The organism is Bradyrhizobium sp. USDA 376 (assembly GCF_054063675.1).
The window spans coordinates 584,477-605,677 of the sequence record NZ_JBSSGN010000001.1 but is presented as its reverse complement, the minus strand read 5'-3'; the positions used below and the strand labels follow the sequence as shown (position 1 = coordinate 605,677).

At 65.0% G+C, this 21,201-nt stretch carries 16 protein-coding genes and 1 pseudogene; 9 read left to right on the top strand and 8 right to left on the bottom strand.

All coding sequences use genetic code 11. The annotated features are described in order from the left end of the window. Window positions 1-35: 35 nt before the first annotated feature. The gene (locus tag ACVJ19_RS02640; protein WP_453947899.1) at window positions 36-1,148 is read right to left on the bottom strand and encodes an AI-2E family transporter; all 1,113 of its coding nucleotides are present in this window, start codon (window positions 1,146-1,148) and stop codon (window positions 36-38) included. Window positions 1,149-1,356: 208 nt separating this feature from the next. Between ACVJ19_RS02640 and ACVJ19_RS02635 the strand changes: the two genes are divergently transcribed. From ACVJ19_RS02635 to ACVJ19_RS02625, 3 genes are all read left to right on the top strand, one after another. Then, window positions 1,357-2,157, top strand: coding sequence for a L,D-transpeptidase (locus ACVJ19_RS02635; protein ID WP_453947898.1), 801 nt, complete (start codon window positions 1,357-1,359; stop codon window positions 2,155-2,157). Between the two features lie 19 nt (window positions 2,158-2,176). Then, window positions 2,177-2,824 carry a DUF2865 domain-containing protein gene (locus ACVJ19_RS02630; protein ID WP_453947897.1) on the top strand — a complete coding sequence of 216 codons (648 nt, stop codon included), beginning with the start codon at window positions 2,177-2,179 and terminating at the stop codon, window positions 2,822-2,824. Window positions 2,825-3,035: 211 nt separating this feature from the next. After that, window positions 3,036-4,139 (top strand): IS4 family transposase, encoded by a 1,104-nt coding sequence (locus tag ACVJ19_RS02625; RefSeq protein WP_453947895.1) that lies wholly within the window; start codon window positions 3,036-3,038, stop codon window positions 4,137-4,139. A 235-nt stretch (window positions 4,140-4,374) separates the two neighbouring features. Here ACVJ19_RS02625 and ACVJ19_RS02620 read toward each other — a convergent pair whose 3' ends face one another. The 3 genes and pseudogenes from ACVJ19_RS02620 to ACVJ19_RS02610 all read right to left on the bottom strand — a co-directional run bounded on the left by ACVJ19_RS02620 (window position 4,375) and on the right by ACVJ19_RS02610 (window position 10,206). Continuing rightward, entirely contained in the window at window positions 4,375-6,468 is a 2,094-nt protein-coding gene (locus tag ACVJ19_RS02620; protein ID WP_453947896.1) for a methyl-accepting chemotaxis protein, read from the bottom strand. Window positions 6,469-6,874: 406 nt separating this feature from the next. Continuing rightward, on the bottom strand, window positions 6,875-7,978 hold the full coding sequence (locus tag ACVJ19_RS02615; protein ID WP_453947895.1) for an IS4 family transposase: 1,104 nt from the start codon (window positions 7,976-7,978) through the stop codon (window positions 6,875-6,877). Window positions 7,979-8,177: 199 nt separating this feature from the next. After that, window positions 8,178-10,206: pseudogene (locus tag ACVJ19_RS02610) on the bottom strand (methyl-accepting chemotaxis protein). Between the two features lie 272 nt (window positions 10,207-10,478). Between ACVJ19_RS02610 and ACVJ19_RS02605 the strand changes: the two are divergent. Continuing rightward, entirely contained in the window at window positions 10,479-10,634 is a 156-nt protein-coding gene (locus tag ACVJ19_RS02605) for a Thivi_2564 family membrane protein (RefSeq protein ID WP_130363252.1), read from the top strand. 59 nt (window positions 10,635-10,693) lie between these two features. On the opposite strand, the gene ACVJ19_RS02600 is transcribed toward ACVJ19_RS02605, so the two are convergent. The 4 genes from ACVJ19_RS02600 to cysD all read right to left on the bottom strand — a co-directional run bounded on the left by ACVJ19_RS02600 (window position 10,694) and on the right by cysD (window position 16,267). Then, window positions 10,694-10,894 carry a CsbD family protein gene (locus ACVJ19_RS02600; RefSeq protein WP_008546815.1) on the bottom strand — a complete coding sequence of 67 codons (201 nt, stop codon included), beginning with the start codon at window positions 10,892-10,894 and terminating at the stop codon, window positions 10,694-10,696. A 130-nt stretch (window positions 10,895-11,024) separates the two neighbouring features. Then, window positions 11,025-13,190: a malate synthase G gene (locus ACVJ19_RS02595; RefSeq protein ID WP_453947894.1), complete on the bottom strand. Its 2,166-nt coding sequence runs from the start codon at window positions 13,188-13,190 to the stop codon at window positions 11,025-11,027. A gap of 346 nt (window positions 13,191-13,536) precedes the next feature. Then, window positions 13,537-15,453 (bottom strand): adenylyl-sulfate kinase, encoded by a 1,917-nt coding sequence (cysC, locus tag ACVJ19_RS02590; protein ID WP_453947892.1) that lies wholly within the window; start codon window positions 15,451-15,453, stop codon window positions 13,537-13,539. A 19-nt stretch (window positions 15,454-15,472) separates the two neighbouring features. Then, window positions 15,473-16,267, bottom strand: coding sequence for a sulfate adenylyltransferase subunit CysD (cysD, locus tag ACVJ19_RS02585; protein ID WP_453947891.1), 795 nt, complete (start codon window positions 16,265-16,267; stop codon window positions 15,473-15,475). A gap of 236 nt (window positions 16,268-16,503) precedes the next feature. On the opposite strand from cysD, the gene cysG reads away from it, so the two are divergent. From cysG to ACVJ19_RS02560, 5 genes are read left to right on the top strand one after another with little or no spacing between them, the layout of a single operon-like run. Further along, the gene (cysG, locus tag ACVJ19_RS02580; protein ID WP_453947890.1) at window positions 16,504-17,928 is read left to right on the top strand and encodes a siroheme synthase CysG; all 1,425 of its coding nucleotides are present in this window, start codon (window positions 16,504-16,506) and stop codon (window positions 17,926-17,928) included. Further along, window positions 17,925-18,233, top strand: coding sequence for a DUF2849 domain-containing protein (locus tag ACVJ19_RS02575; RefSeq protein ID WP_453947889.1), 309 nt, complete (start codon window positions 17,925-17,927; stop codon window positions 18,231-18,233). Before cysG ends, ACVJ19_RS02575 begins: the two co-directional genes overlap by 4 nt. Before the next feature lie 30 nt (window positions 18,234-18,263). After that, window positions 18,264-19,919 (top strand): nitrite/sulfite reductase, encoded by a 1,656-nt coding sequence (locus tag ACVJ19_RS02570; protein WP_453947888.1) that lies wholly within the window; start codon window positions 18,264-18,266, stop codon window positions 19,917-19,919. Beyond that, window positions 19,906-20,421 carry a DUF934 domain-containing protein gene (locus ACVJ19_RS02565; protein WP_453947887.1) on the top strand — a complete coding sequence of 172 codons (516 nt, stop codon included), beginning with the start codon at window positions 19,906-19,908 and terminating at the stop codon, window positions 20,419-20,421. Before ACVJ19_RS02570 ends, ACVJ19_RS02565 begins: the two co-directional genes overlap by 14 nt. Next, on the top strand, window positions 20,418-21,143 hold the full coding sequence (locus ACVJ19_RS02560; RefSeq protein WP_453947886.1) for a phosphoadenylyl-sulfate reductase: 726 nt from the start codon (window positions 20,418-20,420) through the stop codon (window positions 21,141-21,143). The genes ACVJ19_RS02565 and ACVJ19_RS02560 overlap by 4 nt, the downstream gene beginning before the upstream one ends. Window positions 21,144-21,201: the final 58 nt, after the last annotated feature.

Genomic DNA, 21,201 nt, shown 5'->3' with positions numbered 1-21,201 from the left:
TCGTCCGCGGGTAAGTTCCGATTGCGGAAACCGCCTCAATCCTGCGGCAGCTGCGGCGTATCCACCGGCAACAGATGTTCCTTCAGGATCAGCCCGACGATGAGCAGCGGCGACGACAGGAAGGCACCCATCGGCCCCCACAGCCAGGTCCAGAACGCCAGCGCCAGCAGCACCGCCAGAGCATTCAGCGCTAGGCGGCGGCCGATGATGGTCGGCGTGACGAAATGTCCCTCCAGGAACGTGATGCCGCCGAAGGCGATGGCGGCAGCCAGGCCGCCGCCGATGGTTGGGAAGGCGACGAGCCCCACCACGACCAATACGGCGAACATCGCGATCGGCCCGATGATCGGGATGAAGTTGAGGGTTGCCGCAAGTGCGCCCAGGCCGGCCGGGTTGGGCATGCCGGTCACGGCGCAGACGAGGCCGGTGGCAATGCCGACGCCGATATTTATGACGGTCACCGTCAGCAGGTAATTGCCGAGATGGACCTCGATCTCGTTGAGGATGCGCAGCGTGCGCAGCCGCGCATCGCGGTCGCTGAACGTCATGATCAAGGCCCGCCGCAGATCGCGCCAGCTCGCGATGAACAGGATCAGCGTGACGAAGAACAGCAGGAATTCGGTGAAGGTGGGCGAGAGGAATTCAAGCGTCGGCTGCACCCATTCGAATTTCGGCAGCTGGAAGCTCGGCAGCCCCTCCGAGCCGCCGAGCATGGCTTGCAGCTCGCGCCACAGCGCCAGCGGCCGGTCGAACACGTGCAGCTTGTCCTTCAGCTGTGCGCCGAGCTCCGGCAGGTGCGAGCTCCACTCCATCACGGGCGAGGCGATCAGGGCGACGATGAAGGTCACCACGGCGGTCACGGCAATCACGATCAGGACGGCGCCGAGGGCGCGCGGCACCTTGCAGTTTTCCAGGAAAGTTGCCGCCGGCGACAGCATGGTGCCGGTGACAAAGGCCATGACCACCGGGAGGAAGAACGCCTTGGCGACGTAGAGCACCGCGACCACTGCGATCAGCAGCAGGCCGGCGAGCGCGAAGGCGACGAACTCGGTGCGGCGGATGACCGGGGGCAGTTCAGCATGGCTGCCGGGGAGCGGCTCACCTTCGCCGCTGCCGGGAACCAGACGTTCACTGGGAAGGACGCGCACAATACCTCTCCCGCACGGAAAGCTTCCGCGCGCCCACTGATGACGTCACAACGTCCGAGGCGGCGCCGAGGTTCCATCGCGGCTTCGTGAAGTTGCGCTCGCTTGACTGTGACGTCGCCACAGCAATCAGACGCGGAACTTGAGTCGCTCCGGCTGCGTTTGTTGGCAAGCCGCATCACCCTGATGCACACATCCAACGGGGCAGCACATGACAATGGTCTCTCCAGCCCGCCGCCGCTTCTCGCCGCGCGCCGTCACCGCTTTTGCCTTCGCGACCACCCTGCTCGCCGTGCCCTTCGGCGGCGCACATGCGCAGACGCTGGGTTACATGCCGCTGCAGCCGCAGGTGTATCGACCAGACCCGGGCTATTCGCAGGGGTACGCAAACCAAGGTTATGTCAACGATGAGCCTCAGGCGGCCGACGAGGACGCCCAGCTGCCCGACCGGCTGCGCAAGCAGATCGTCGCATTCGACCGCAGCGAGTCGGCCGGCACGATCGTGATCGATACCGGCAATACATACCTCTATTACGTGCTCGGCAATGGCCGGGCGATCCGCTACGGCGTCGGCGTCGGCCGCGAGGGCTTTACCTGGTCGGGCGTCCAGAACATCAGCCGCAAGGCGGAATGGCCGGACTGGCACCCGCCCGTCGAGATGATCGCGCGCCAGCCCTACCTGCCGCGCTTTGTCGCCGGCGGCCCCGGCAATCCGCTCGGCGCGCGCGCGATGTATCTGGGGTCGAGTGAGTATCGCATCCACGGCACCAACGATCCCACCACCATCGGCAAGTTCGTCTCCTCCGGCTGCATCCGCATGACCAACGAGGACGTCACCGACCTGTTCAGCCGCGTCAATATCGGCGCCAAGGTCGTCGTGCTGCCGAAGAACGCCCCGCTGATGGCGAAAGGCGGCGACAAGGGGGGTGATTCCTGGCGCAAGCGCCCCGCGGCGACGACGCTGCTGTCGGGCCGGCAGGCCCTGAACATCTCGCCGTCGGCCGTGAACTGAAGAGTTTGAGTGAGGTGATATGAAGAGACGCCTGATTGGCAAACTGGCTGGCGCTGCGGCAGTTCTGGTCGCCGTCTCCGCCGGTCTAGGATTGGCGCCGTCGGCGCATGCGCAGGATTTCTTCTCGGCGCTGTTCGGCGCGTTCGGAGCGCGGCCTCCACAGATCCGCACTCCGTTCCCGAATGACGACATGCCGCGCTACGACGCGCCGCGGCAGCGGGCCGCCTATGGCGGCGGCTCCGCCTATTGCGTGCGCGGCTGCGATGGCCGGTATTTTCCGGCGCAAGGGAATGATGCCGAAAGCAAGGCGCAATCCTGCAAGAGCTTCTGTCCGACGTCGGAGACCTCGCTGGTCTATGGCAGCAATATCGACGACGCAACGACCGAGAGCGGGAAATCCTACTCCGACCTGCCGAACGCGTTCCGCTACCGCAACGAGATCGTCGCGGGCTGCAGCTGCAACGGCAAGGATCCGGTCGGGCTCGCCCAGGTCAAGGTCGAGGACGATCCTACCTTGCGCAAGGGCGACATCGTCGCCGGCCGCGATGGCCTGGTGGTTGCGAGCCGCAACGCCAACGACCGCCGCGGCGTCGCGATGAATTTTTCACCGCTGCCGGATTCGGTGCGGGCGAGGTTCCGTCAGGTGCCGGTGGTAGCGAAGGAGTAGGCCGGTATCGCGTGTGAGCGATGCGGGTACCACAATCATCGTCGTCGTCCCGGCGAAGGCCGGGACTCATAACCACAGGAAGTGGTTTGGCGATGATTCGTAGTTGCCGGCTTGCGCCGCAACTTCTGCCTGGGAGTATGGGTCCCGGCCTGCGCCCATGGGCGCTAAAATAGGATTTGCGCGTTGGATTCGCTTGTGATTCCAAATTGGGATGGCACACGAATCGCTTGTGAACGAGGACTGGGCGCGCGTAGTCGCCCGGCTTGGCGGCGCCGAAGCGCTCAACGTTAGCGCGCGCGAGACGAAGGCGTTTGTCCGCCCGCGGGAAATCAGCAATGCGGTGGATTTGCTGCGCTTGATCCTGGCGTATTGCCTTGGCGAGCGAGGTCTGCGGTTGACGGCGGCATGGGCCACGTCGGTGGGCCTTGTCGATATCTCCAACGTGGCTCTGTTGTATCGGTTGCGTCAGTGCGGAGATTGGCTGGCGAAGTTGATAGGCCAAGCACTGGCGAGCGGTGCGCCGAAGGCGAGCCACGGCCGCCTGATCCGCATTGTTGACGCCACGACGGTCCCGAAGGCTGGGACGAGCGGCAGGAACAAGAACGCGGTGTGGCGCATACACAGCGCGTTCGATCTTCCGCAGGAGCGCTTTGGTCACTTCGAGCTGACCGATCAGCGAGCGGGCGAGACGCTGGACCGGATACCGGTGATTGCCGGCGAAATCCGTCTTGGCGACCGCGCTTATCTGCAACCGGAGCGCATGGCACGTCTCGTCGATGCCGGCGCGGACTTCGTGATCCGGTCCGGCTGGAAGAGCGCGCGTTGGGTTGATGCCAAAGGTGGTCTGGTCGATCTGACGGCCGAACTGCGCAAGGCTTCGGCATGTGGCCTGATCGATCGACCGATCTGGATAAAACGCAAGTCTGGCGCACCGCTGCTCGCTCTGCGTCTGGTTGCCGTCAAGAAGCCGGCGCAAGCGGCCGCGGTCGCACGACGCAAGGCGCGCCGAACGGCCCAAAAGGGAGGCCACCAGCTCTCCAGGCAAACACTTGACGCTGCAGATTGGGTGATCCTGGTGACCTCGCTCGCACCGGAGGACTTCTCAACGAGCGATGTCCTTGCCCTCTATCGGCTGCGATGGCGCATTGAACTCGGCTTCAAGCGGCTCAAGAGTTTGATTGGCCTGAAGGGCCCTCCCGGAACTGACGAGCGGTCCGCCAGGCCCCACATCCTCGCTCATCTGCTGATCATTCTCCTGCTCGAGCCACTCGTCGACGAACTCGAGGACTCTCCCCGCTTGGCCGAGGCCGCCTGACCCGTCCAGGGACCTGGCGTCTGCTCCGCCAACTCGTCGCCTCGCTCCGACAAGCAATCATGCCCCAACCCGCGATTGCTTGCCTGCGCAGACTTCGCTCCACGCTCGGACGGCACCTACACGAACCACCAAGACGAAAACGTCGCTATCAAGCTATGCAACTATTTTAGCGCCCATGGGCCTGCGCCGGGACGACACTGAAGGTGTGGCTACAGCTTCCTCTCGAACCCGTACCCTACGCCGCGCGGATCTTGCCGAGGAAGTCGCTGACCTGCTGGCCGAGCTGACGGCTCTGCGTTTCCAGCGTTTCGGAGGCCTGCTTGACGTTCTCCGCGGCGCCGGCCGCGGTGTCGGCGTCGGCCTTCACGCCGGTGATGTTGTCCGAGACGTTCTTGGTGCCCTGCGCTGCATATTGCGTGCTGCGGGTGATCTCCTGCGTCGCCGCGCCCTGTTCCTGTACGGCGGCGGCGATCGCGGTGGCGACCTCGTTGACCTCGCCGATGATACCGCCGATCGCCTGGATCGCGTTGATGGCATCGCCCGCGACCTTCTGGATGTCGGCGATCTGCTCGGAGATGTCCTCGGTCGCCTTCGCGGTCTGGCTCGCCAGCGACTTCACCTCCGACGCGACCACGGCGAAGCCGCGGCCGGCCTCGCCGGCGCGCGCGGCCTCGATCGTGGCGTTGAGCGCCAGCAGGTTGGTCTGTGCCGCAATCGTGTTGATCAATCCGACGACCTCGCCGATCCGCCCGGCGGATTGCGCCAGCCCCTGGACGGTGCTGTCGGTCTCGCGGGCCTGGTTGACGGCCCGGCTGGCGATGCCGGCGGCATGCGCCGCCTGCTGGCTGATGTCGTTGATCGAGGCCGACAGTTCCTCGGCCGCCGCGGCCACGCTGTCGACGCTCATGGAGGCGTCGTTGGACGCCTTGCCGGCGATCTCGACGCGCTCGTTGGTCTGGCGCGAGACCGCGGAGAGGTCGCCCGAGGTCTTGCGCATTTCGCCGGAGGCCTCGCTCAATTCGCCCAGCGACTTGCGCACCACACCCTCGAACTCGCCGACATGGGCCTCCATCGCGCGCTGGCGCGCGGCGGCGCCGGCGTTGCGTTCGCGCTCCTGCTCCTCGATCTTGAGCTTGTCGATCGCCTGCTGCTTGAACGTCTCCAGCGCGCCCGCAAGCGAGCCGATCTCGTCGTGACGGTCCAGATAGCCGCTGTCGACGGTGAGGTCGCCGCCGGCGACCTTGAGCATGGCATCGCGGATCCGGTGCAGCGGCGTGATCACGCGGCGGCTGACCGCCAGCATGGTAGCACCCGTCAGGAGGATCGCGGCGACGAGCAGGGCAGTATTGACGATCAGCCATTGCACCGCGGCCGCGCGCTGGGCCGCGGAATGGTCCTTGGCCGCCTCGAGCGCGGCGTCGGCGAGCTTGATCGCGCTCGCCATGCGGCCAACCGAGTAGGGGCTCCACTGGTTGGCGGTCATCGACGGTTTTTCGCCCTTGGCGACCGCGGCAATGATGCCGTCGCGCGTGGCGGCGTATTGCGGGTCGAAATAAACCGCCTTGGCGTTAGCCATGGCCGCGGCGAGCGCCGGCGGCAGTTGCATGCCGACCGTGGCGAGCTCGATCGCATTCCAGGCCGTATCGGTGCCGCCAACGAACTTCGTATAGGCGAGCTGAAGCTCGGGCGTGATCTTGCCGGTGCCGAGCGCATTGCCGACGATCAGCGAGGACTCGCCCGCGCTGAGGCGCAGGAGCCAGGCCATCTGCTTGATCATCAGGAGCTGGTCGATGACCGCGTCCTGATGATTGACGCTCGCGCCGAGCATCGGCGCCAGCTTTTCGAGGATCGCCATCAATCCATCCTCGGTGTCGGTATATTCCTTGGCGAGGGCTGCGCGCCGCGAAGCCTTGGGCTTGGCGACCTCGGTCCAGAATTCTGCCTGCTTCTCAAGCAGCATCTTGTTCAGCCGACCGAGATCGGACACCATCGTCTCGCCCTGCGGCAAGTCGATCGAGGGAAGAATCTCGATGGCGCGCGCCAGCGCGGGCATCAGGATGTCGCGGATTCCGCGGATGTATTTTTCAATGTCCTGGTCCACCTGGACATCGGAGGTGAGCTGGCGGCTGCTGGTCGAGCGGTCGGCCCGGATGTTCGCCATCGCCTTGAACACTTCGGCCGAGGCGCCTGAAACCGCAACGATCCGGTTCGCCTGCTGAAGCCGGGTCCATGAGCTCCATGCGCTGATCGAGAAGCCGATGACCACGACGAGCGCGGTCGAGAGGATCACCGCTTTCAGCAGCGTGGATACGGTCAGGCGGTTGAGCATCGGACACCCCGGTACGCATTTCGAAGTTCATGGCCCCGAACGGCAGCCCCCCAACGAACTTCGAAAGACCAAAGGGTTGCACGTGACACATGCGCCGGCCTCGCAGCAGGCGCTTGAAGCGCATTTGGCCCGAAAAGGGTAAAAACTTAGACAGTGCCTTTGCCGTAAAATTACGGGCCGGCGCTGGGAGCGGGGCGATCAATCTCCGTCGTCGTCCCGGCGAAGGCCCATGGGCGCTAAAATAGTTGCATTGCTTGATAGCGACGTTTTCGTCTTGGTGGTTCGTGTAGATGCCGTCCGAGCGTGGAGCGAAGTCTGCGCAGGCAAGCAATCGCGGGTTGGGGCATGATTGCTTGTCGGAGGGAGGCGACGAGTTGGCGGAGCAGACGCCAGGTCCCTGGACGGGTCAGGCGGCCTCGGCCAAGCGGGGAGAGTCCTCGAGTTCGTCGACGAGTGGCTCGAGCAGGAGAATGATCAGCAGATGAGCGAGGATGTGGGGCCTGGCGGACCGCTCGTCAGTTCCGGGAGGGCCCTTCAGGCCAATCAAACTCTTGAGCCGCTTGAAGCCGAGTTCAATGCGCCATCGCAGCCGATAGAGGGCAAGGACATCGCTCGTTGAGAAGTCCTCCGGTGCGAGCGAGGTCACCAGGATCACCCAATCTGCAGCGTCAAGTGTTTGCCTGGAGAGCTGGTGGCCTCCCTTTTGGGCCGTTCGGCGCGCCTTGCGTCGTGCGACCGCGGCCGCTTGCGCCGGCTTCTTGACGGCAACCAGACGCAGAGCGAGCAGCGGTGCGCCAGACTTGCGTTTTATCCAGATCGGTCGATCGATCAGGCCACATGCCGAAGCCTTGCGCAGTTCGGCCGTCAGATCGACCAGACCACCTTTGGCATCAACCCAACGCGCGCTCTTCCAGCCGGACCGGATCACGAAGTCCGCGCCGGCATCGACGAGACGTGCCATGCGCTCCGGTTGCAGATAAGCGCGGTCGCCAAGACGGATTTCGCCGGCAATCACCGGTATCCGGTCCAGCGTCTCGCCCGCTCGCTGATCGGTCAGCTCGAAGTGACCAAAGCGCTCCTGCGGAAGATCGAACGCGCTGTGTATGCGCCACACCGCGTTCTTGTTCCTGCCGCTCGTCCCAGCCTTCGGGACCGTCGTGGCGTCAACAATGCGGATCAGGCGGCCGTGGCTCGCCTTCGGCGCACCGCTCGCCAGTGCTTGGCCTATCAACTTCGCCAGCCAATCTCCGCACTGACGCAACCGATACAACAGAGCCACGTTGGAGATATCGACAAGGCCCACCGACGTGGCCCATGCCGCCGTCAACCGCAGACCTCGCTCGCCAAGGCAATACGCCAGGATCAAGCGCAGCAAATCCACCGCATTGCTGATTTCCCGCGGGCGGACAAACGCCTTCGTCTCGCGCGCGCTAACGTTGAGCGCTTCGGCGCCGCCAAGCCGGGCGACAACACGCGCCCAGTCCTCGTTCACAAGCGATTCGTGTGCCATCCCAATTTGGAATCACAAGCCAATCCAATGCGCAAATCCTATTTTAGCGCCCATGGGCGAAGGCCGGGACCCATAACCACAGGGAGCGGTTTGGCGAAGGCTCGTTGTTGGTACTTCTGCCGTCTCAAATCGATGGATCACGCGGTATGGGTCCCGGCCTTCGCCGGGACGACACCGGGAAGTGTGGCGCCACCGTGCCCTAAGCCGCGCGGATCTTGCCGAGGAAGTCGCTGACCTCGTGGCCGAGCTGGCGGCTCTGGCTCTCCAGCATCTCGGAGGCGTGCTTCACATTGTCCGCGGCCGCGGCGGCGGCATCCGCGTCGGCCTTGACGCCGGTGATGTTGTCCGAGACGTTCTTGGTGCCCTGCGCCGCGTATTGCGTGCTGCGGGTGATCTCCTGCGTCGCCGCGCCCTGCTCCTGCACGGCCGCTGCAATCGCGGTCGCAACCTCGTTCACCTCGCCGATGATGCCGCCGATGGTCTGGATCGCGTTGATGGCGTCTCCGGCGACCTTCTGGATATCGGCGATCTGCTCGGAGATTTCTTCCGTCGCCTTCGCGGTCTGGCTCGCCAGCGACTTCACTTCGGAGGCGACCACGGCAAATCCGCGGCCGGCGTCGCCGGCGCGCGCCGCCTCGATCGTGGCGTTGAGCGCCAGCAGATTGGTCTGCGCTGCGATGGTGTTGATGAGGCCGACGACCTCGCCGATACGCCCGGCGGATTTTGCCAGGCCCTGCACGGTGCCGTCGGTCTCGCTGGCCTGGGTCACGGCGCGGCCGGCGATGCCGGCGGCATGGGACGCTCATCGAGGCGTCGTTGGAGGCCTTGCCGGCGACCTGGACGCGGTCATTGGTCTGGCGCGACACGGCGGACAGATCGCCCGAGGTCTTGCGCATCTCGCCGGAGGCTTCGCTCAATTCGCCGAGCGTCTTGCGGACCACGCCCTCGAACTCGCCGACATAGACCTCGATCGCGCGCTGGCGCGCGGAAGCACCGGCATTGCGCTCGCGCTCCTGCGCCTCGATCTTGAGCTTGTCGGTGGCCTGCTGCTTGAAGGCTTCCAGCGCGCCGGCGAGCGCGCCGATCTCGTCCTTGCGATCGAGATAGCCGCTGTCGACCGAAAGGTCGCCCCCGGCGACCTTGAGCATGGCATCGCGAATGGTGTTGAGCGGACGGATGACGCGGCGGCTGACCAGCATGATCGCGCCGACGGCAAGGGCGACGGCGAGCGCGAGCAGCACGAGCTGCACGATCAGCGCGCGCAGCGCAGCACCGCGCTGTTCCAGCGTATGGCTCTTGGCGGCGTCGAGCGCGGTCTCGGCGACGGCAACCGCGCTGGACAGGCGGCCCACCGTGACGGGCGTCCACTGGTTCGCGGTCATTTCGGCCTTTTCGCCATTGGCGAGCGTGTTGGCCAGGCGATCACGAAGGGCCAGATATTGCGGATCGAAATAGGCAGTCTTGGCCGCGGCCATGGCCGACGACAGTGCCGGCGGCAGCTCCATGCCCGAGGCCGACAATTCCAGCGCCTTCCATATCGCGGCCGTTCCGCCGACGAATTGGGTGTAGGCGAGGCGCGCCTCCGGCGCGATGCGGCCGCTGTTGAGTCCGAGGGAGATGATCAGCGACGCCTCACCTGCCGTGTTGCGGAGCAGCCAGGCATTCTGCTTGATCGACAGCAGCTGGTCGATCGCCGCGTCCTGGTGATTGATGGTCGCGGCCAAGGCGTTCGAGAGCTTGTCGAGCGTGTCGAGCAGGCCCTGCGTCGTCTCCATGTATTCCTTCGGCAGGCCGGCGCGACGCTGGTCCTTGGGCTTGACGACCTCCTCCCAGAACTGCTTCTGCTGCTCGCTCGCCGATTTGTAGAGGCGCGCGAGCTCCGGCACCAGCGTGCCGGACTGCGGAAACTCCATCGTCGGCAGCAGCTCCAGCGCATGCGCCATTGCCGGCATCTCGGCGTCCCGGATCGCGCGCAGATATTTCTCGATCTCGGCATCCATCGGCTCGGTTGCGTTGAGGAGCCGGTTGGTGGTCGAACGGTCGGTCCGCAGATTGTGCATCGCCTTGAACAGGTCGGCGGATGCGTCGGCGATCTGCGAGATGCGGTTGGCGGTCTTCAGCCGGTCCCAGGATGCATAGGCCGTGAGCGAAAGCACAACGACCACGCAGACCGACGTGATCGCGATCACTGCCTGGAGCAGCGCGGATACGGTCAGACGATTCAGCATCGAGGTCCCCCAATTCCCATATCGAAGTTCGCGACGGCGCCCCGGCAACATCGAAAAGGAGGGCCGCGTTAGAATCGGCAATCACATGCCGTTGGCGCCTCACGGCCAGACGGTTTCTGCATGTGAAAGGAAAAGGGTAAAGTTTTAGGCAGCCAGCCTGCCGGTAGAAATACGCATTTACTAGAAGTTGCAATGGGTTGCGGGGATGGAACCGGCGCGCGAGACGGGCGTTAGGATACCGTTAGCAATTTGCCAGAAGGGGGGTCCCTGCAATGCTGATCGGCGTCCTCGTCACTTTTCTCGTCGTCATCCTCGTACTCTATCTCATCAACATGCTGCCGATGGATGGCCGTGCCAAGCAGATCGCGCGCGTCATCGTCATCATCATTGGCGTGGTGTCGCTGTTGAAATATTTGACAGTGTTCTAGCGGGCGACTGCTCCCAAACAAAAAGCCCCGGCCTGAGCCGGGGCTTCGTTCATCCTGCGCTAATGCAGCGACTTCAGCCAGTCGTCGACGTCCTGACGAACCTGGTCCTTGGCCTTGCCGTAGCGTTCCTGGAGCCGGCCTTCGAGCTGTTCGCGGCGGCCCTCGATCAATTGAAGATCGTCGTCAGTGAGCTTGCCCCATTTCTCCTTGGCCGATCCCTTGAACTGCTTCCAGTTTCCTTCGATCCGATTCCAGTCCATGACCATCTCCCATGGGTTGATGGCCGGACAACGCGAGGCGCGCGCAGCCGTTCCGTGGAGCGCCGCGACGTTTCGCCCAACAAAAAAGCCCCGGCGTAGGCCGGGGCTTTTGACGTTCCAGCGACTTCGCTCAACCCAGCGCCTTGGCCTCGCGGCGGCGCGCGGTGAGGATGTATTCGGTGTAGCCGTTCGGCTGCTCGCGGCCCTTGAAGATGAGGTCGCAAGCCGCCTTGAAGGCGACGCCGTCGAAGGCGGGCGCCATCGGCTTGTAGATCGCATCGCCGGCGTTCTGCTTGTCGACCACGACCGCCATGCGCTTGAGCGATTCCATCACCTGCGCCTCGGTGATCACGCCCTGGTGCAGCCAGTTGGCGAGATGCTGGCTGGAGATGCGCAATGTCGCGCGGTCTTCCATCAGGCCGACGTCGTGGATGTCGGGCACCTTGGAGCAGCCGACGCCCTGGTCGATCCAGCGCACGACGTAGCCGAGGATGCCCTGGCAGTTGTTGTCGATCTCCTGCTTGACGTCGTCAGGCGCCCAGTTCGACTTCGACACCGGAATGGTGAGGATGTCGGAGAGCTTCGCGCGCTGCCCGCCCTTGGTCAGCTCCTGCTGGCGCGCGATCACGTTGACCTGGTGGTAGTGCAGGGCGTGCAGTGTCGCCGCGGTCGGCGAGGGCACCCAGGCGGTGGTGGCGCCGGCCTGCGGATGGCCAAGCTTCTGCGCCAGCATGTCCGCCATCTTGTCGGGCGCGGCCCACATGCCCTTGCCGATCTGGGCGTGGCCGGGCAGGCCACAGGTCAGGCCCATGTCGACGTTCCAGTCCTCATAGGCCTTGATCCAGGCCTGCGCCTTCATCTCGTTCTTGCGGATCATCGGACCCGCTTCCATCGAGGTGTGGATCTCGTCGCCGGTGCGGTCGAGGAAGCCGGTGTTGATGAACATGATGCGCTTGGAGGCGCGCTGGATGCAGGCCTTGAGGTTGACGGTGGTGCGCCGCTCCTCGTCCATGATGCCGACCTTGAGCGTGTTCTCGGGCAGGCCCAGCATCTTCTCGACGCGGTCGAAGATCTCGCAGGTCAGCGACACCTCGTCCGGGCCGTGCATCTTCGGCTTGACGATATAGGCAGATCCGGTGCGGCTGTTCTTGACCTTGGAGTTGCCCTTGAGGTCGTGGATGGCGAGCAGGCCGGAGACGGCGGCGTCGAGCAGGCCTTCCGGAACCTCTTCGCCCTTCTGGTCCAGCACCGCGTCGGTGAACATGTGGTGACCGCAATTGCGCATCAAGAGCAGGCTGCGGCCGTGCAGCTTGAGCTCGCCCTTGCCATCCGGCGTCTTGTAGAGGCGGTCGGCGTTGAGCGAGCGCGTCAGCGTCTTGCCGCCTTTTTCGAAGTCCGCCGACAGCGTGCCGTTCATCAGGCCGAGCGTGTTGCGATAGACGAGAACTTTGTCTTCGGCATCGACCGCGGCGACCGAGTCTTCCATGTCGAGGATGGTCGAGACCGCGGCTTCCATGATCATGTCGGCGACGCCGGCCGGATCGTCCTTGCCGATCGTGCTGCCACGATCGATCTTCACCTCGACATGCAGGCCGTTGTTGGCGAGCAGCACCGCGCTCGGCGCGGCCGCATCCTCCTGGAAGCCGGCGAACTGCGCGGCGTTCTTCAGCGCGGTGGCATTGCCGCTCTTCAGCTTCACCGCGAGCTGGCCTGCGACGACGCTATAGGCGGTGACGTCGGTGTGGCTGCCGGTCGCGAGCGGTGCGGCGGCGTCGAGGAACGCCTTGGCCTTGGCGATCACCTTGTCGCCGCGCGCCTTGTTGTAACCCTTGCCGCTCTCCGAAGGATCGTGCGGAATCGCATCGGTGCCGTAGAAGGCGTCATAGAGCGAGCCCCAGCGCGCATTCGCCGCGTTCAGCGCATAGCGCGCATTGGTGAGCGGCACGACAAGCTGCGGGCCGCAGATCTTGCCGATCTCCTCGTCGACATTGGCGGTCTCGACCTTCTGCGTCGCCGGCTCCGGGACGAGATAGCCGATCTCCTTCAGGAAGGCGGTATAGGCGTCGAGGTCGAGTGCCTTGCCCTTGCCCGCGCGGTGCCAGTCGTCGATCTTGGCTTGCAGCGTGTCGCGCACCGCCAGCAGCGCGCGGTTCTTCGGCCCGAGGTCCTTGATGATGGCGGCAACCCCGGCCCAGAACGCATCCGGCGCGATCCCCGTTTTCGGGGCCGCTTCCTTGGCGATGAAGTCAAACAGGACGGGAGCGATCTTCAATCCGTGGGCGTCGACGCGTTTCATGATGGGCTTTCTTGTTGGAAATGGCTGTTTTTTGGCTGCTTTTGACCCGACAGCAGCAAAATGCGCCCACGAGGGGCGGCTTTCGGGACCTATTAGCCCCAAAATCGAGGCCGTGAGAAGACCTCCATAAGTTGTCAAAATGTCAAGATGAGGTGGAAGCGGTAGCCCCCAATGTCGTCCTGGCGAAAGCCAGGACCCATTACCCCAGGGAGGAGTTTGGCGAAGACTTGCTGTCCGGGACTGCTAGCGTGCCCGACCGATAGATCACGCGGTATGGGTCCTGGCTTTCGCCAGGACGACACCGGTGATGTGACGCGCAGTGTGCTCCTCAAGCGGAGCACGCGACTCAAATATTCGCAGCGAGGTCCACGACTTCGTCGAACAGCACGCCGGTCGTCTTCAGCATCTGCTCGATCTCGTCGGCCGCCTCCGCAACCGTCCGCTTCGACGTGTCGATCACGAGCTCGGCGGCCTGCGGCGCCTCGTAGTCGTTGCCGATGCCGGTGAACGAGGCGAGCGCGCCGGCGCGCGCCTTCTTGTAGTGGCCCTTGGGATCGCGCTCCTCGCAGACGCCGGCCGGCGTCGCGACATGGATCTCGCGGAACGCGGTGTCGGCGATGCGACGCGCGGTGGCGCGGTCCTCGCGGGCCGGCGACACGGCCGCGACGATCGCGATGTGGCCGTTGCGGGCGAGATGCGTCGCCACTTCCGCGAGGCGACGGATGTTCTCGCTGCGATCGGCGGCGGAGAAGCCGAGGTCGCCGTTGAGACCCGCGCGCAGCGTGTCGCCGTCGAGCAGGATCGGCGAGCCGCCATTGGTGAACAGACGCCGCTCCAGCGCCTTCGCCAGCGTCGACTTGCCGGAGGCCGGCAAGCCGGTGAGCCAGACCACGGCGCCGTTGTGCTGATAGCGCGCGGAGCGCTCGTCGGGACGGAGCGCCGATTCCACCGGCACGATGTCGACCGGCACGGCGCGCTGGCCGGCATCGACCGACAGCACGAGGCCGCCGCCGGCGATGCGCCCGGAGACCTCGATGACGAGACGGCCGGTGCGCGGATTCTCGGTGTAGGGATCGGTGGCAATCGGATTCGAAAGAGAAATGTCGATCTCGCCGACATGGTTGCGGCCGATCGCCTTGTTCTCACTGCTCGAGAGCTCGCCGGGATCGACTGCCTTCTCGATGGCGACGACGGTGGCGCGGCTTTCCTTCGGCCCGCAGCGAACCAGCAGCTGGTCGCCCTTGGCGAGCGGCTTGTCGTGCAGCCAGAAGATGCGCGCGCGCAGGCGGCGCGTCTCGCGCGGCGCGGAGCCGGCATGCGCGACGATGTCGCCGCGCTCGATGAACAATTCGCGGTCGAGCGTGATGCCGACCGAGCGGCCGGCGCCCTGTCGTCCCGCCACCGGCGTCACCGGCCAGCTCTCGACCGTCTTGATCTTCGCGATCTTGCCGGCCGGCATAATCACGATCTCGTCGCCGGCAACCAGGCTGCCGGATTCGATGCGGCCCGCCACGATGCGGCGGTCGTCGAACTTGTAGATCGCCTGCACCGGCAGCCGGAGCGCCAGCGCTTCCAGCGGCCGGGCCGGCTCGAGTTGGTCGAGCGCCTCGACCACGGTCGGCCCTTTGTACCAGCCGATGCGGTCGGTGCGCTCGGCAACGCCGTCGCCGTCGCGTGCGGAGATCGGGATGACGGCGGTCGGCGTCACGCCGAGACCGTTGAGATGCGCCGAGATCTCGTCGCTGATGTCCTTGAAGCGCTCGGCGGAGAAATCCACACGGTCCATCTTGTTGACGACGACGGCGACCTGCTTCACGCCGAGCAGATGCAGGAGATAGCCGTGCCGCCGTGTCTGGTCGCGCACGCCTTCGAGCGCGTCGATGATCAGCACCGCGCCGTCGGCCTGCGAGGCGCCGGTGATCATGTTGCGCAGGAATTCGGCGTGGCCGGGCGCGTCGATCAGCACGATGTCGCGCGAATTGGTGCGGAAGCGGATCTGCGTGGTGTCGATGGTGATGCCCTGGTCGCGCTCGGTCTGCAGCGCATCGAGCAGGAACGACCATTCGAACGGCATGCCGCGCCGCGCGCTGACGGCTTTCAGCATTTCGAGCTTGCCGTCGGGCAGGCTGCCGGTCTCGTGCAGCAGGCGGCCGACCAGCGTCGACTTGCCGTGGTCGACATGGCCGACGATGACGATGCGGACTTGCGGACGCGTGGTGCCGTTCGGGGTCGCAGGCGAAGCGGGAGTAACGATCATGTTCATAGCCGCAAAGCGTCCTTGATCAGAGATAGCCGGCGACGCGAAGGCGCTCGAAGGCGTCCTCGGTCTCGTGGTCGAGCGCGCGTCCGGCGCGCTCCGGCACCTTGGTCTGCTCGAGCTCGATCAGGATCTCGTCGATGCTGGACGCTGTCGAATTCACGGGGTTGGTGATGTCCTGATCGCCGAGCGAGCGATAGCGCTTGCCGTCCTTGGCGAGATACAGCGGGATGATCGGGATGTTCTCGCGCTTGGTGTAGGCCCAGATGTCGGCCTCGGTCCAATGCAGGATCGGATGGATGCGCAAATGCGCGCCTTGCGGCGGCGAGGCATTGAAGTGGTCCCAGAACTCCGGCGGTTGGTCGCGCACGTCCCAATTGCCTTCGAGCCCGCGCGGCGAGAACACGCGCTCCTTGGCGCGGGTCGCTTCCTCGTCGCGGCGGATGCCGGCGATCAGGCCGTCGAAGCCGTACTTTGCGAGCGCCATCTTGAGGCCCTCGGTCTTGCGCGCGGCGGAACGGGCGGCCGGCGGCAGCGTTGGGTCGACGGCATCGATGGGCGGGCAGGGCTCGACGCGTAGATCGAGATCCCATTCCTTCCCGTAATGGTCGCGGAAGCGATACATCTCCGGAAACTTCTTGCCGGTGTCGACATGGAGAGCCGGGAACGGCATGCGGCCGAAGAACGCCTTGCGCGCCAGCCAGATCATGACGTTGGAGTCTTTGCCGAGCGACCACAGCAGGGCGATCTTCTTCAGGCGGGCAAAGGCCTCGCGAAAGATGTAGATGCTCTGCGCCTCGAGCTGGTCCAGATGGTCCATGCTGGGGGCGGTCAGCCCGACGGAAATTTGCTCGGAAACGGGAGTCCTGGAGTCCCGTCCATCTGCACCGGAATCGGTCCTGAGAAGATGCATCTCTGCCACTTTGCGTTTGGAGGCGAATTTTCTATAGTTGCGGTGCAGAAGAGAAGAAAAAATTTTCTCTTTGCGCGCTCGAAACGACACATATATAGAAAATAATTCCAGTCAACCCCGTATGTGGGGGAAGCGAGTATCGCATGCGGTTCTTGCCGGTGTTTCTCGATCTCAAGGCCGGTCCGGTGGTCCTCATCGGCGCGGGTGAGCTTTTGCGCGCCAAGCTGCGCGTGCTCGCCGCTGCCGGCGCGCGCATCCGCGTGCATGCGATCGACGGCAATCATGACCTTGGGCTCGGCTCCGAGGACGCTGCGCGCGTTGAAATCGCGAGCGGCGATCCGCTGACGGCTGATCTCGCGGGCGTCATCGCTATCGTTTGCGCGGGCGCAGGCGACGTCGGCGTTGCCATGTCGGTTCGTGCCAAGTCGCTCGGTCTGCCCGTCAACGTCATGGACGATCTCGAGCACTCCAGCTTCATCTTCCCGGCGATCGTCGACCGCGGCGATGTCGTGGTCGCGGTTGGCACCGGCGGCACATCGCCGGTGGTGGCACGGCGCGTGCGCGAGAAGATCGAGGCGCTGCTGCCGGCGCGCATCGGCGAACTCGCCGAGTTCATCGGCACCTTCCGCAAATCCGTCAACGAGCGCATCGCCGAGTTTCCGCTGCGTCGCCGCTTCTGGGAGCGCGTCATCGACGGCCCGATCGGCGCCGCCGTGCTCGCCGGCCGCAAGGGCGAAGCGGACGCATCGCTCAAGGCGATCTCCGATCCCTCCGAATTCGCCCGCGCCGACAAGCCGGAAGGCTCTGTCGCATTGGTCGGTGCCGGTCCAGGCGACCCTGATCTTCTCACTATCAAGGCGCTGCGCGCACTTCAGGATGCCGACATCGTCTTCCACGATGAGCTGGTTTCGCCCGAGATTCTCGACCGCATCCGCCGCGACACCACGCGCGTGCCGGTTGGCCGTCGCGTCGGCAAGCCCGGCATCGGCCAGGATGCCATCAACAAGCGCATGATCGAGGCCGCGCAATCAGGCCAGCGCGTCGTGCGGCTCAAGGGCGGCGATCCCTTCGTGTTCGGCCGCGGCGGCGAAGAGGTCGAAGCGCTGCGCGCCGCCGGTGTCGCTTACTCGATCATTCCCGGCATCACGGCCGGGCTCGGCGGCGCCGCCGATTTCGAGGTGCCGCTCACTTATCGCCATGAAGCGACCCGCATCACCTTCCTCACCGCACACAAGGCGCGCGATGCCGAGAACGTGGACTGGTCGACGCTGACTGACACCAGGATGACCGTTGTCGTCTACATGGGCATGACCGCTGCGCCCGCCGTGCGCGCAGGCCTGTTCGCGGCCGGCCGCTCGCCGGAGACGCCGGTCGGCGTGTTCGCCCGTGTCACGCGGCCCGATGCGCAGGGCGCGATCGGTACGTTGCGCGACCTGCCCGAGCTCGTGCGGCGGATCCAAGGTGGTCCCGCCATCCTCATCATCGGCGACGTGGTCCGGCATGCCGGCTCGCTTCGCCGCCAAACACCCAAGCAAATCATCTCTGACCTCCTGGATGCTGCTGAATGACCTCTCCTCTGCAACAAAAACTGAAAATCGCGGGCCCGTCCGTTGTGACCGCCAACCGCACCTGGGACGGCGTCGTGGTCTATCGCACTGCCGCCAAGGGCTGGTCCGTGGAACTGACCGATGCCGCGATCGTGCGAAACTCGGACGAGGCGAAAGCGTTGCTTGCCGAGGCCGTTGCCGATGACGTCGGCGCGATCGGCCCCTATATCGCGCCGGTGCAGGTCGACGATGCCGGCAAGATCCTGCCGGGCAATCTGCGCGAGCAGATCCGCCGCGACGGCGTGACAATCGGCTTGCCGGTCTGATCGCAGGTCGAGCTGTAAGGCACTTTAATCATGTATGCTTACGACGAAATCGACCGCACGCTGGTCAACGAGCGCGTCTCTGAATTCCGCGACCAGGTGCAGCGCCGTCTCTCGGGCGAGCTCACCGAGGACGAATTCAAGATGCTGCGCCTGCAGAACGGCGTCTATCTGCAGCTCCACGCCTACATGTTCCGCGTCGCGATTCCCTACGGAACGCTGGCGTCGAACCAGTTGCGGGCGCTTGCACATGTTGCGCGCAAATACGACCGCGGCTACGGCCACTTCACCACGCGGCAGAACATCCAGTTCAACTGGATCAAGCTGTCGGACCTGCCGGATGCGCTCGCCGATCTCGCCGAGGTTGGCATCCACGCGATGCAGACCTCCGGCAACAACATGCGCAACGTCACTTCGGACCAGTGGGCCGGCGTCGCGCCGGGCGAGATCGAGGATCCCCGCATCTGGTCGGAGCTGATCCGCCAGCACACCACGCTGCACCCGGAATTCTCGTTCCTGCCGCGCAAGTTCAAGATCGCGATCACCGCGTCGGATCACGACCGCGCCGCGATCAAGGTTCACGACATCGGCCTGCGTCTGATCAAGAACGAGAAGGGCGAGACCGGCTTCGAGGTTCTGGTCGGGGGCGGCCTCGGCCGCACGCCGTTCATCGGCAAGACCATCAAGCACTTCGTCCACGGCCGCGATCTGCTCAGCTATATCGAGGCCATTCTGCGCGTCTACAACCAGTACGGACGCCGCGACAACATTTACAAGGCGCGCATCAAGATCCTGGTGCACGAGCTCGGCATCGAGAAATTCTCGCGCGAGGTCGAGGAGGAGTGGCAGCACATCCGTAACTCCTCGCTCCAGATCGACGACGAGGTGATCGAGGACATCCGCTCGCGCTTCATCTATCCCGCCTACGAGAAGCTGCCGCACATGCCGGACGAGCTGCGGCAGGCCGCGGCTGATCCCGAGTTCGAGGCGTGGCGCAAGAACTCGGTCGCCGCTCACAAGAACCCCGGCTACTCCATCGTCACGATCTCGCTGAAGCCGATCGGCGCGCCTCCCGGCGATGCCACGGCCGAGCAGATGGATGCGCTGGCCGATCTCGCCGACAAATATTCCTTCGGCGAGATCCGCGTCGGCCACGAGCAGAATCTCGCGCTGCCGCACGTCGCCAAGCGCGATTTGCCGGCGCTGTGGAAGGCGCTCGACAAGCTTGGCCTCGCGACGCCCAACGTCAACCTGATCACCGACATCATCGCCTGCCCGGGCCTCGACTATTGCTCGCTGGCGAATGCGCGCTCGATCCCGATCGCGCAGGAATTGACGCGGCGTTTCGCCAATCACGAGCTCGCCAACCTGATCGGCCGGCTCCACATCAACATCTCCGGCTGCATCAATGCCTGCGGCCATCACCATGTCGGCCATATCGGCATTCTCGGCGTCGAGAAGAACGGCGAGGAGGTCTACCAGATCACCATCGGCGGCCGCGCCGACGAGAACGCGGCGCTCGGCACCCTGATCGGTCCCGGCGTCAAGTTCGACGAGGTCGCCGACGTGGTCGAGGACATCGTGGAAGCCTATCTCGCGCTGCGCGAGCGGCCCGAAGAGCTGTTCATGGACACCGTGAAGCGCCTCGGTGTCGAACCCTTCAAGGAGCGCGTCTATGCCACTCGTTAACGGCGGAAAGATCGCCGACGACAGCTTCGTCAAGCTCGCCGTCGACACGCCGCTGCCCGAGGGCGGCGACATCCTGGTGCCGGCCGAGCGCTTTCTCGGTGAGGCTGATGCGCTGCTCAAGCGTTCGGGCAAGGTCGGCGTGATCTGGCCGAACAATCGCGACATCGCGGAGCTCGTGCCGTATCTCGGCAGGATCGCCGCGGTCGCGCTGGTGTTCCCGAGCTTCCGCGACGGGCGCGCCTACAGCCAGGCGCGGCTGCTGCACGAGCGCTACAATTATCGCGGCGAGCTGCGCGCGACGGGCCAGGTGCTGCGCGACCAGTTCGTGTTCATGCTGCGTGCCGGTTTCGATTCCTTCGAGGTCAAGAAGCAGGCCGACGCGGAAGCCTTCATGCAGACCGCGAAGCGCTATTCGGTGTTCTATCAGCCGACCGGCGATGGCCGCATCACGGCGCTGCACCGGCGCATGCAGCTGCGTCACTCCGAAGGTGTCGGCACGTGAACGCGATCGCGCCACAGGTTTCGTCCGCGTCTGCGCTGCCTTCGGCGGAGGAGCTTGATCGCGCCCTGCGCGATGCCTCGCCCGCGGAGGTCATTGCCGCGGCGCTGAAGACGGTCGGACGCGAGAAGCTTGCGCTCGTGTCCTCCTTCGGCACGGAATCGGCGACGCTGCTCAAGGTGATGGCGGACGTCGATCCTGCGATCCCCGTGATCTTCCTCGACACCGGGTGGCTGTTCGAGGAGACGCTCGCCTATCGCGACACGCTGATCGCGATGCTGGGCCTGAAGGACGTCCGTTCGATCAAGCCGGCCGAGGAGACGCTGTCGCGTGAAGATCCCGACCGCGATCTCTGGTTCTCCAATCCCGATGCCTGCTGCCGCATCCGCAAGGTCGAGCCGCTGGCGCGCGCGCTGAAACCGTTCGACGCCTGGCTCAACGGCCGCAAGCGCTTCCAGGGCAATGCACGCGCCGATATTCCGGTCGTCGAGGACGACGGCGTGCGGTTGAAGTTCAATCCCTTCGCCAATGTCTCGCGCGAGGAGCTCGAGGCGATCTTCGTCCGCGCCAAATTGCCGCGTCATCCACTGGCTGCCTCCGGTTTCCTGTCGGTTGGGTGTATGCCTTGCACCAGCAGAACGGCCGAGGGCGAGGATGCGCGCGCCGGTCGCTGGCGCGGCCGGGCGAAGACAGAATGCGGCATCCACACGATGAAGATTTCGTAGCACAGCTGCGCTGCCCGGCTGCGAACAAGAAAATCCGGTTCCGTTGACTTAAGAGCGT

Coding starts and splice junctions, on each gene's coding strand:
- ACVJ19_RS02635 (WP_453947898.1), top strand. CDS start 1,357: ATGACAATGGTCTCTCCAGCCCGCCGCCGCTTCTCGCCGCGCGCCGTC.
- ACVJ19_RS02630 (WP_453947897.1), top strand. CDS start 2,177: ATGAAGAGACGCCTGATTGGCAAACTGGCTGGCGCTGCGGCAGTTCTG.
- ACVJ19_RS02625 (WP_453947895.1), top strand. CDS start 3,036: ATGGCACACGAATCGCTTGTGAACGAGGACTGGGCGCGCGTAGTCGCC.
- ACVJ19_RS02620 (WP_453947896.1), bottom strand. CDS start 6,468: ATGCTCAACCGCCTGACCGTATCCACGCTGCTGAAAGCGGTGATCCTC.
- ACVJ19_RS02615 (WP_453947895.1), bottom strand. CDS start 7,978: ATGGCACACGAATCGCTTGTGAACGAGGACTGGGCGCGTGTTGTCGCC.
- ACVJ19_RS02605 (WP_130363252.1), top strand. CDS start 10,479: ATGCTGATCGGCGTCCTCGTCACTTTTCTCGTCGTCATCCTCGTACTC.
- ACVJ19_RS02600 (WP_008546815.1), bottom strand. CDS start 10,894: ATGGACTGGAATCGGATCGAAGGAAACTGGAAGCAGTTCAAGGGATCG.
- ACVJ19_RS02595 (WP_453947894.1), bottom strand. CDS start 13,190: ATGAAACGCGTCGACGCCCACGGATTGAAGATCGCTCCCGTCCTGTTT.
- cysC (WP_453947892.1), bottom strand. CDS start 15,453: ATGAACATGATCGTTACTCCCGCTTCGCCTGCGACCCCGAACGGCACC.
- cysD (WP_453947891.1), bottom strand. CDS start 16,267: ATGGACCATCTGGACCAGCTCGAGGCGCAGAGCATCTACATCTTTCGC.
- cysG (WP_453947890.1), top strand. CDS start 16,504: ATGCGGTTCTTGCCGGTGTTTCTCGATCTCAAGGCCGGTCCGGTGGTC.
- ACVJ19_RS02575 (WP_453947889.1), top strand. CDS start 17,925: ATGACCTCTCCTCTGCAACAAAAACTGAAAATCGCGGGCCCGTCCGTT.
- ACVJ19_RS02570 (WP_453947888.1), top strand. CDS start 18,264: ATGTATGCTTACGACGAAATCGACCGCACGCTGGTCAACGAGCGCGTC.
- ACVJ19_RS02565 (WP_453947887.1), top strand. CDS start 19,906: ATGCCACTCGTTAACGGCGGAAAGATCGCCGACGACAGCTTCGTCAAG.